3 protein-coding genes are annotated in these 12,062 nt (G+C 47.7%); all 3 read right to left on the bottom strand.

Annotated elements, in window-relative coordinates:
- Window positions 1-273 precede the first annotated feature (273 nt).
- Window positions 274-4,062 (bottom strand): DUF4116 domain-containing protein, encoded by a 3,789-nt coding sequence (locus tag ACO6VG_RS17425; RefSeq protein WP_422474919.1) that lies wholly within the window; start codon window positions 4,060-4,062, stop codon window positions 274-276.
- Window positions 4,063-4,276: 214 nt separating this feature from the next.
- On the bottom strand, window positions 4,277-8,056 hold the full coding sequence (locus ACO6VG_RS17420) for a DUF4116 domain-containing protein (RefSeq protein WP_422474917.1): 3,780 nt from the start codon (window positions 8,054-8,056) through the stop codon (window positions 4,277-4,279).
- 214 nt (window positions 8,057-8,270) lie between these two features.
- Window positions 8,271-12,059, bottom strand: coding sequence for a DUF4116 domain-containing protein (locus tag ACO6VG_RS17415; RefSeq protein WP_422474915.1), 3,789 nt, complete (start codon window positions 12,057-12,059; stop codon window positions 8,271-8,273).
- Window positions 12,060-12,062: the final 3 nt, after the last annotated feature.

Below are 12,062 nucleotides of genomic sequence, written 5' to 3'. Positions count from 1 at the left end.
CACGCAATAGGATAAATAAGTACCTGGCCAGTTGGTTTCACATATTATGGCGAGTGGATTTTTTCATTCTTCAAGGCGCAACGACGGACGCGTAGCCTTAGCTACGCAACCAGCGTTGGAACGCAGAAGGATGGAAAAAGCCGCCGTCCAGAATATGTGAAACCAACTGGTTAGGTACTTAACAACTCGGTTTGCACTGGAGGGCGTTATCTGATGAGAAAATTATTGCTTGCCTGCTTAAAAAAACCGGTAGCAACTGGCTGATAATCAAGCTTAGAGGATGTTACACAGAATGCTATGGTCCTCAGCGTTTTCGGGCTGATTTTTCTGTTGTGAACTTGCACTCCCAGTACTCAGACACATTCTTAAAGTCTTCTCGGAGAGGTATTGAACAACATCAGGGTTCCTGTAGATTGCTGATCGGATAAAATCCCTATCGCGCCTGAGTTCATCAACAGCATAATTGAAAACACGACAATGATGTTCAATCAGGTTCAGCAGATACTCGCGATCACTCAGTATTCTTTTACTGGCACATTTTAAGTTCACAATATTATCATCGATAACCATTTTTATAATGTTTTTATCACTTCGGATTCGTTCACTTGCATACCTCAGCGCTGGTGGATAACTGGCGATAGCGGTCTTTACAATATTTTCATCATCCCGCATTTCCGGGCCAGCATCATCCAGCCAAATGCCATTCTCTTTGACTGCGGTCATGACGACCTCTTTATCATTCTTCATTTTTTCACTAGCAAACTCAAGGTCTCCTTGACGTTCTGCAATGATTGGTAATACCAGGTCTTTATCATTCCGAACCCGTTGACTGCCATATTGCAGTCCGTGCTTCAGCAAGGCTTTTTTGAATGTTTCTTTATCACCAGAAAGCCACAGATCCGGAGGGACTTCTAAACTTAGCCAGTAACTGTAGGATGATGGTTTTATAACATAGTATTTATCTCTCAAATCGGGATAAACATCCTCAACCAATAGAGCCGTTCTTCTGGCATCCAGGAATAACAAATGATGTAAAAATTCCCTGCGGGTTTCTTCAGTGATCTCATTGCTCATTAATATTTGCCGATAGTCGTCCTCCGATTTATTACGACACGATTTATTACGACACTCGGCAAACCGTTGGGCATAATTAATAAATTGCTGGTAGTGATCGGGTAATAACAGCAAATAATCAGGACTGTAGGAGAAATGCTCCTCATAATACATTGCGAAAAGGCAATGTTGAAAGGCGAACCTGTCAGCTTCTGCCGCAACATCGCCGCTCAGGCGTTGTGCCAGTGAGCTAAAGCTCCACTGATCTCCTTCAAAAATCTTAATGTACTGCATTTTACAATCCACATTACACATATCACGTAATACAATAATCAGTTTTTCAAAGGCATCCTGCATGTTTTCAGTTGCTTTTATTCGAGTGCATTCGACGATAATGCCTCCCGCTACCGCATTGCAAAACAGCTTCATGCTATCAGCATTTTCATCCAGTTGGAGCACTTTCAGTAACTGCACCAGAAACCACATACGCTTTAACTTGGCGGTTGTATCAACACCATCATCTTTATAAAACTGGTCAGAGAATTTCAGCCGTAAGGTTCGTTCTTTGCCTCCCTCTGCGCATTCAAGCAGCTCAATAAGGCACACATGACTTCCAAGCTTCAGGTTAACAATCAAGACATCATCCATGATGACGACAGTCCCTGAACAAGCAAACTTTTCAATTAATGCTTTCGAGGACGGCCTCAATAGCAGTGCCTTTTCTCCCGGGATGCACTGAGTTGTGTAATCAAGGTAGGTAATATTCGCTTCTTTTGATAGCTTGCCCTGACCGGAAAGCTGAGTGATCGGTGCCAGTGCAGATACAAAGCGCCAGTGCAAGGCAAAAATCAGCTCATGAACACTCCGGACCTGCTCAGCCTCTTTAGGATTCAGCGCTTGCAGAGAGGATTGCAGTTGCTGACAGGCAGTCAGCCATTGATGAAATGTTATCTGCCTGTTTTTACCATCATCCAGAAGCAGGATAATAGCCTCCAAACTGGATCGGATGGTTTGTTTCAGCGCCTCGAGCCGGTTGCACAATGTCGGTATTTCATCCCGCAATGACCGAACCTCGTAAGCACCTGTTTTTCCCGCCAGCAACAAGAACGCACGGTAGCCATCCAGAAAAGCTTCAGCCCCCTGAACCAGCCAATTTACCCTGACTCTGATCTCTGCCAGCAACTCTGAACGTTGTGGTGACATGCTCAGTTTTATGGGATTTGCCAGATAATCCAGTCCGCCACCAGAGGCAAAAAATGCCAACAAACGGGCATTTTGATCCGTGAGCCACTGAAAGCCGCTGGCGACATTAAGGAATGTGCCTTTAGGGGGGGACAAATCATCCCGTGACGGGACGGCTCTGAGCAGCGACACATCAGACAATGCAGAGGACTGGCTTCTGCGACTGGCAAGTTTTCCACTAAGGTCACCGACAACAACAAAGGCGCCAGGCTCACCTTTGAAGCGGGCAAAGGCCAGCGTCGCCTGTTGGCCAACCTGAGCGGCCACGACCGCGAACTGTCCACCGGCCAGCATCAAGGTTTTTCCTGCCTGTTTCATAAGGATCGCGACATGATCATTGAAGCCTCCTTCGGCAAAGACAAAACCCCCGGCCCGTTTCAGGAACCCTGGCTCAAGCATCCAGTCTGCAGCATGGTGGGCTAAGACAATGGCTCCCTCTGGCATAGAGTCTGCCGCTTGTTCTTCAGCCAGCCAGAGTGTTCCGGTGCAATGGCCTTCGCTGACACCCTCGCCAATGGCCAGGGTCTTTTTGGGTATAGGCACCGCAAAATCCATGCCGCCAGAAAGCCGGGTAACAGGGCGCACCTGCAACAGGAACAGGTTACCCAGATGATCGATGGCAAACTCCACATCCACCGGACAGAGCAACAGCTTTTCCAGCTCTGTCACCGCCTGACTGAGTTTTGCAACCAAATGATCACTGAGTTTATGAACACTGTCGTCTGATTGGGCGTCCGCATCATAAATTTCTGTTTCCAGATAGCCATCATTGTTTTTGTGCAGGACAAAGTGACTTGAGACCTTGCCGGGAAAGTATTGAAAGTTTTCAGCGCCTTCCTTGCGACAAATATTAATACGATGGGGCGTGTTACCGGACTGCCCTGCCACTATGCCTTTGGGCTGACCCTTTGTGTACTCAATCCTGATGGTATCATCCTGAAAAGATTGAAAGCTCATGACGACTCCACCATATCGACAGTCAATACACTGTTGGATGATCAGCGCCATGGGTTGCGGTATGCCTTCGGGACAGACTTCAGGCCGGTAACCTGAGGCCATGACCATGAGACAGGTTCTGAAAACATCGCCTCCTGCCTGAATGACAGAGAGGTATTTGCCTGCCTGGGCATCGCCGTAGTTATCTTCGTTGATGCCGGAACTGCGGACAATCACGGGCTGTGATCCAGAGAGTCGGTCCACCTGACGGAGCAGCTCCCGGATTTTTCGGGCCGCTTCAGAATCTTTAACCTGTTCGTAAAAGTCATCACTGGCAATAAATGTTGCCATAGCTGACAGCCAGTGATCCCTTTTGGATTGCTCTGAAGGCGGCAAGGTATTGAGGTATTCCCGGATGTTCCTGAGGCTGGTCTTTGCCAGCGGTTCATCAACAAACCCCTGGAAATAGTGGTCTAAAGCATGGGTATCGAGAGGGTGTTGTGCCAGCGCATTCATGATTTGAGCAGTCACACATTGGAAGGGCGGAACAGACAGGCCCGCTTCTTTCATGCGCTGCAAAAACATCCCCTTGCCGCCGAGTTGTTCCCGATTGGGAGGAGAATAGCCAGCAGTCTGATCTGCAACAGATGGACGACAATCACGCTTGGCCAGAGGAGTTTCCCTGGTCAGAGCGCCACAGGGACCGGGATCACTGAAACGCTTTTTGGATAGGCTGCGAGCCTCCCTGGATGGACCGCCAGCGTCGGCATTCCGATTTGGATCAGTTTTCAGGATTTGACCCTCTGAACGGCCAAAATTAGCATGAAACATCAAGATATCCCTCTATTATTAACATTCATCCATGGTTCAATGGCTGTGGCATTAATCAATTACTTTGTTTGGACAATACTATTTTTATAAAGTTCAGCCTGAAGCACGCAACAGGATAAATAACAACTCGGTTTGCACTGGAGGGCGTTATCTGATGAGAAAATTATTGCTTGCCTGCTTAAAAAAACCGGTAGCAACTGGCTGATAATCAGGCTTAGAGGATGTTACACAGAATGCTATGGTCCTCAGCGTTTTCGGGCTGATTTTTCTGTTGTGAACTTGCACTCCCAGTACTCAGACACATTCTTAAAGTCTTCTCGGAGAGGTATTGAACAACATCAGGGTTCCTGTAGATTGCTGATCGGATAAAATCCCTATCGCGCCTGAGTTCATCAACAGCATAATTGAAAACACGACAATGATGTTCAATCAGGTTCAGCAGATACTCGCGATCACTCAGTATTCTTTTACTGGCACATTTTAAGTTCACAATATTATCATCGATAACCATTTTTATAATGTTTTTGTCGCTTCGGATTCTTTCACTTGCAAAACTCAGCGCTGGTGGATAACTGGCGATAGCGGTCTTTACAATATTTTCATCATCCCGCATTTCCAGGCTGGCATATTTCAGCCAAATGCCGTCCTCTTTGATTGCAGTCATGACAACCTCTTTATCATTCTTCATTTTTTCACCAGCAAATTTAAGATTTTCTTGACGCTCTGCAATGATTGGTAATACCAGGTCTTTATCATTCCGAACCCGTTGACTGCCATATTGCAGTCCGTGCTTCAGCAAGGCTTTTTTGAATGTTTCTTTATCACCAGAAAGCCACAGATCCGGAGGGACTTCAAAACTTAGCCGGTAACTGTAGGATGATGGTTTTATAACATAGTATTTATCTCTCAAATCGGGATAAATATCTTCAACCAATGGAGCCGTTCTTTTGGCATCGAGGAATAACAAATGATGTAAAAATTCCCTGCGGGTTTTTTCAGTGATCTCATTGCTCATCAATATTTGCCGATAGTCGTCCTCCGATTTATTACGACACTCATCAAACCGTTGGGCATAATTAATAAATTGCTGGTAGTGATCGGGTAATAACAGCAAATAATCAGGACTGTAGGAGAAATGCTTCTCATAATACATTGCGAAAAGGCAATGTTGAAAGGCGAACCTGTCAGCTTCTGCCGCAACATCGCCAGTCAGGCGTTGTGCCAGTGAGCTAAAGTTCCACTGATCTCCTTCAAAAACCTCAATGTACTGCATTTTACAATCCACATCACACATATCACGTAATACAACAATCAGTTTTTCAAAGGCATCCTGCATGTTTTCAGTTGCTTTTATTCGAGTGCATTCGACGATAATGCCTCCCGCTACCGCATTGCAAAACAGCTTCATGCTATCAGCATTTTCATCCAGTTCGAGGGCTTTCAGTAACTGCACCAGAAACCACATACGCTTTAACTTGGCGGTTGTATCAACACCATCATCTTTATAAAACGGATCAGAGAATTTCAGCCGTAAGGTTCGTTCTTTGCCTCCCTCTGCGTATTCAAGCAGCTCAATAAGGCATACATGACTTCCAAGCTCCAGGTTAACAATCAAGACATCATCCATGATGACGACAGTCCCTGAACAAGCAAACTTTTCAATTAATGCTTTCGAGGACGGCCTCAATAGCAGTGCCTTTTCTCCCGGGTTGCACTGAGTTGTGTAATCAAGGTAGGTAATATTCGCTTCTTTTGATAGCTTGCCCTGACCGGAAAGCTGAGTGATCGGTGCCAGTGCATCTACAAAGCGCCAGTGCAAGGAAAAAATCAGCTCATGAACACTCCGGACCTGCTCAGCCTCTTTAGGATTCAGTGCTTGCAGAGAGGATTGCAGTTGCTGACAGGCAGTCAGCCATTGATGAAATGTTATCTGCCTGTTTTTACCATCATCCAGAAGCAGGATAATAGCCTCTAAACTGGATCGGATGGTCTGTTTCAGCGCCTCGAACCGGTTGCACAATGTCGGTATTTCATCCCGCAATAACCGAACCTCGTAAGCACCTGTTTTTCCCGCCAGCAACAAGAACGCACGGTAGCCATCCAGAAATGCTTCAGCCCCCTGAACCAACCGATTTACCCTGACTCTGATCTCTGCCAACAACTCTGAACGTTGTGTTGACATGCTCAGTTTTATGGGATTTGCCAGATAATCCAGTCCGCCACCAGAGGCAAAAAATGCCAACAAACGGGCATTTTGATCCGTGAGCCACTGAAAACCGCTAGCGACATTAAGGAATGTGCCTTCAGGGGGGGACAAATCATCCCGTGACGGGACGGCTCTGAGCAGCGACACATCAGAAAATGCAGAGGACAGGCTTCTGCGACTGGCAAGTTCGCCGCTAAGGTCACCGACAACAACAAAGGCGCCAGGCTCACCTTTGAAGCGGGCAAAGGCCAGCGTCGCCTGTTGGCCAACCTGAGCGGCCACGACCGCGAACTGTCCACCGGCCAGCATCAAGGTTTTTCCTGCCTGTTTCATAAGGATCGCGACATGATCATTGAAGCCTCCTTCGGCAAAGACAAAACCCCCTGCCCGCTTCAGGAACTCTGGCTCAAGCATCCAGTCTGCAGCATGGTGGGCCACGATAATGGCCCCCTCTGGCATGGAGTCTGCCGATTGTTCTTCAGCCAGCCAGAGTGTTCCTGTGCAATGGCCTTCGCTGACACCCTCACCAATGGTCAGGGTCTCTTTGGGTATTGGCATCGCAAAATCCATGCCGCCAGAAAGCCGGGTAACAGGGCGCACCTGCAACAGGAACAGGTTACCCAGATGATCGATGGCAAACTCCACATCCACCGGACAGAGCAACAGCTTTTCCAGCTCTGTCACCGCCTGACTGAGTTTTGCAACCAAATGATCACTGAGTTTATGCTCACTGTCGTCTGATTGGGCGTCCGCATCATAAATTTCTGTTTCCAGATAGCCATCATTGTTTTTGTGCAGGACAAAGTGACTGGAGACCTTCCCGGGAAAGTATTGATAACTGTCATTGCCTTCCCTACCCTTGCGAGAAATATCGATACGGTGGGGCGTGTTACCGGACTGTCCTGCCACTATGCCTCTGGGCTGACCCCGTGTGTACTCAATCCTGATGGTATCATCCTGAAAAGATTGAAAGCTCATGACGACTCCACCATATCGACAGTCAATACACTGTTGGATGATCAGCGCCATGGGTTGCGGTATGCCTTCGGGACAGACTTCAGGCCGGTAACCTGAGGCCATGACCATGAGACAGGTTCTGAAAACATCGCCTCCTGCCTGAATGACAGAAAGGTATTTACCCGCCTGGGCATCGCCGTAGTTATCTTCGTTGATGCCGGAACTGCGGACAATTACGGGCTGTGATCCAGAGAGTCGGTCCACCTGACGGTGCAGCTCCCGGATTTTTTGGGCCGCTTCAGAATCTTTCACCTGTTCGTAAAAGTCATCACTGGCAATAAATGCTGCCATAGCTGACAGCCAGTCATCCCTTTTGGTTTGCTCTGAAGGTGGCAAGGTATTGAGGTATTCCCGGATGTTCCTTAGGCTGGTCTTTGCCAGCGATTTATCAACAAACCTGGGGAAATAGTGGTCTAAAGCATGGGTATCGAGAGGGTGTTGTGCCAGCGCATTCATGATTTGGGCAGTCACACATTGGAAGGGCGGAACAGACAGGCCCGCTTCTTTCATGCGCTGCAAAAACATCCCCTTGCCGCCGAGTTGTTCCCGATTGGGAGGAGAATAGCCAGCAGTCTGATCTGCAACAGATGGACGACAATCACGCTTGGCCAGTGGAGTTTCGCTGGTCAGAGCGCCCGAGGGACCAAGATCACTGAAATGCCGCTGGGATAGGCTGCGAGCCTCGCTGGATGGACCGCCAGCGTCGGCATTTCGATTTGGATCAGTTTTCAGGATTTGACCCTCTGAACGGCCAAAATTAGCATGAAACATCAAGATATCCCTCTATTATTAACATTCATCCATGGTTCAATGGCTGTGGCATTAATCAATTACTTTGTTTGGACAATACTATTTTTATAAAGTTCAGCCTGAAGCACGCAATAGGATAAATAACAACTCGGTTTGCACTGGAGGGCGTTATCTGATGAGAAAATTGTTGCTTGCCTGCTTAAAAAAACCGGTAGCAACTGGCTGATAATCAGGCTTAGAGGATGTTACACAGAACGTTATGGTCCTCAGCGTTTTCGGGCTGATTTTTCTGTTGTGAACTTGCACTCCCAGTACTCAGACACATTCTTAAAGTCTCCGCAGAGAGGTATTGAACAACATCAGGGTTTCTGTGGATTGCTGATCGGATAAAATCCTTATCGCGTTTAAGTTCATTAGCAGCAGAGTCGAAAGCACGATAATTATGTTCAATCAAGTTCAGCAAATACTCGCGATCACTCCGTACTCTTTTACTGGCACATTGTAAGCAACAGATATCATCAACAATTGCCATTTGTATAATGTTTTTGTCGCTTCGGATTCTTTCACTTGCAAAACTCAGTGCTGGTGGATAACTGGCGATAGCGACCTTTACAATGTTTTCATCATCCCGCATTTCCGGGCTGGCATATCGCAGCCAAATGCCATGCTCTTTGACTGCAGTCATGACAACCTCTTTATCATTCTTCATTTTTTCACCAGCAAACTCAAGGTCTCCTTGACGTTCTGCAATGATTGGTAATACCAGGTCTTTATCATTCCGAACCCGCTGACTGCCATATTGCAGCCCGTGCTTCAGCAAGGCTTTTTTGAATGTTTCTTTATCATCAGAAAGCCACAGATCCGGAGGGACTTCAAAACTTAGCCGGTAACTGTAGGATGATGGTTTTATAACATAGTATTTATCTCTCAAATCGGGATAAACATCCTCAACCAATAGAGCCGTTCTTCTGGCATCCAGGAATAACAAATGATGTAAAAATTCCCTGCGGGTTTCTTCAGTGATCTCATTGCTCATTAATATTTGCCGATAGTCGTCCTCCGATTTATTACGACACGATTTATTACGACACTCGGCAAACCGTTGGGCATAATTAATAAATTGCTGGTAGTGATCGGGTAATAACAGCAAATAATCAGGACTGTAGGAGAAATGCTCCTCATAATACATTGCGAAAAGGCAATGTTGAAAGGCGAACCTGTCAGCTTCTGCCGCAACATCGCCAGTCAGGCGTTGTGCCAGTGAGCTAAAGCTCCACTGATCTCCTTCAAAAACCTTAATGTACTGCATTTTACAATCCACATTACACATAGCACGTAACACAATGATCAGTTTTTCAAAGGCATCCTGCATCTTTTCAGTTGATTTTATTCGAGTGCATTCGACGATAATGCCTCCCGCTACCGCATTGCAATACAGCTTTATGCTATCAGCATTTTCATCCAGTTCGAGGGCTTTCAATAACTGCACCAGAAACCACATACGCTTTAACTTGGCGGTTGTATCAACACCATCATCTTTATAAAACTGGTCAGAGAATTTCAGCCGTAAGGTTCGTTCTTTGCCTCCCTCTGCGCATTCAAGCAGCTCAATAAGGCACACATGACTTCCGAGCTTCAGGTTAACAATCAAGACATCATCCATAACGACCACAGTCCCATAACAACTACACTTTTCGATTAATGGTTTCGAGGACGGCCTCAATAGCGGTACCTTTTCTCCCGGGTTGCGCTGAGTTGTGTAATCAAGGTAGGTAATTTTGTTTTCTTTTGATAGCTTGCCCTGACCGGAAAGCTGAGTGATCGGTGCCAGTGCATCTACAAAGCGCCAGTGCAAGGCAAAAATCAGCTCATGAACACTCCTGACCTGCTCAGCCTCTTTAGGATTCAGTGCTTGCAGAGAGGATTGCAGTTGCTGACAGGCAGTCAGCCATTGATGAAATGTTATCTGCCTGTTTTTACCATCATCCAGAAGCAGGATGATAGCCTCTAAACTGGATCGGATGGTCTGTTTCAGCGCCTCGAACCGGTTGCTCAATGTCGGTATTTCATCCCGCAATGACCGAACCTCGTAAGCACCTGTTTTTCCCGCCAGCAACAAGAACGCATGGTAGCCATCCAGAAAAGCTTCAGCCCCCTGAACCAGCCAATTTACCCTGACTCTGATCTCTGCCAGCAACTCTGAACGTTGTGGTGACATGCTCAGTTTTATGGGATTTGCCAGATAATCCAGTCCGCCACCAGAGGCAAAAAATGCCAACAAACGGGCATTTTGATCCGTGAGCCACTGAAAACCGCTGGCGACATTAAGGAATGTGCCTTCAGGGGGGGACAAATCATCCCGTGACGGGACGGCTCTGAGCAGCGACACATCAGAAAATGCAGAGGACAGGCTTCTGCGACTGGCAAGTTTTCCACTAAGGTCACCGACAACAACAAAGGCGCCAGGCTCACCTTTGAAGCGGGCAAAGGCCAGCGTCACCTGTTGGCCAACCTGAGCGGCCACGACCGCGAACTGTCCACCGGCGAGCATCAAGGTTTTTCCTGCCTGTTTCATAAGGATCGCGACATGATCATTGAAGCCTCCTTCGGCAAAGACAAAACCCCCTGCCCGCTTCAGGAACTCTGGCTCAAGCATCCAGTCTGCAGCATGGTGGGCTAAGACAATGGCTCCCTCTGGCATAGAGTCTGCCGCTTGTTCTTCAGCCAGCCAGAGTGTTCCGGTGCAATGCCCTTCGCTGACACCCTCGCCAATGGCCAGGGTCTTTTTGGGTATAGGCATCGCAAAATCCATGCCGCCAGAAAGCCGGGTAACAGGGCGCACCTGCAACAGGAACAGGTTACCCAGATGATCGATGGCAAACTCCACATCCACCGGACAGAGCAACAGCTTTTCCAGCTCTGTCACCGCCTGACTGAGTTTTGCAACCAAATGATCACTGAGTTTATGAACACTGTCGTCTGATTGGGCGTCCGCATCATAAATTTCTGTTTCCAGATAGCCATCATTGTTTTTGTGCAGGACAAAGTGACTTGAGACCTTGCCGGGAAAGTATTGAAAGTTTTCAGCGCCTTCCTTGCGACAAATATTAATACGATGGGGCGTGTTACCGGACTGCCCTGCCACTATGCCTTTGGGCTGACCCTTTGTGTACTCAATCCTGATGGTATCATCCTGAAAAGATTGAAAGCTCATGACGACTCCACCATATCGACAGTCAATACACTGTTGGATGATCAGCGCCATGGGTTGCGGTATGCCTTCGGGACAGACTTCAGGCCGGTAACCTGAGGCCATGACCATGAGACAGGTTCTGAAAACATCGCCTCCTGCCTGAATGACAGAGAGGTATTTGCCTGCCTGGGCATCGCCGTAGTTATCTTCGTTGATGCCGGAACTGCGGACAATCACGGGCTGTGATCCAGAGAGTCGGTCCACCTGACGGTGCAGCCCCCGGATTTTTTGGGCCGCTTCAGAATCTTTCACCTGTTCGTAAAAGTCATCACTGGCAATAAATGTTGCCATAGCTGACAGCCAGTCATCCCTTTTGGTTTGCTCTGAAGGTGGCAAGGTATTGAGGTATTCCCGGATGTTCCTGAGGCTGGTCTTTGCCAGCGGTTCATCAACAAACCCTTGGAAATAGTGGTCTAAAGCATGGGTATCGAGAGGGTGTTGTGCCAGCGCATTCATGATTTGAGCAGTCACACATTGGAAGGGCGGAACAGACAGGCCCGCTTCTTTCATGCGCTGCAAAAACATCCCCTTGCCGCCGAGTTGTTCCCGATTGGGAGGAGAATAGCCAGCAGTCTGATCTGCAACAGATGGACGACAATCACGCTTGGCCAGAGGAGTTTCGCTGGTCAGAGCGCCACAGGGACCGGGATCACTGAAACGCTTTTTGGGTAGGCTGCGAGCCTCCCTGGATGGACCGCCAGCGTCGGCATTCCGATTTGGATCAGTTTTCAGGACTTGACCCTCTGAACGGCCAAAATTAGCATGAAACATCAA

The organism is Endozoicomonas sp. ALB032 (assembly GCF_049310125.1).
Taxonomy (GTDB): Bacteria; Pseudomonadota; Gammaproteobacteria; order Pseudomonadales; family Endozoicomonadaceae; genus Endozoicomonas_A.
The sequence above is the reverse complement of the archived record's forward strand: the minus strand, read 5'-3'. Positions and strand labels throughout refer to the sequence as shown.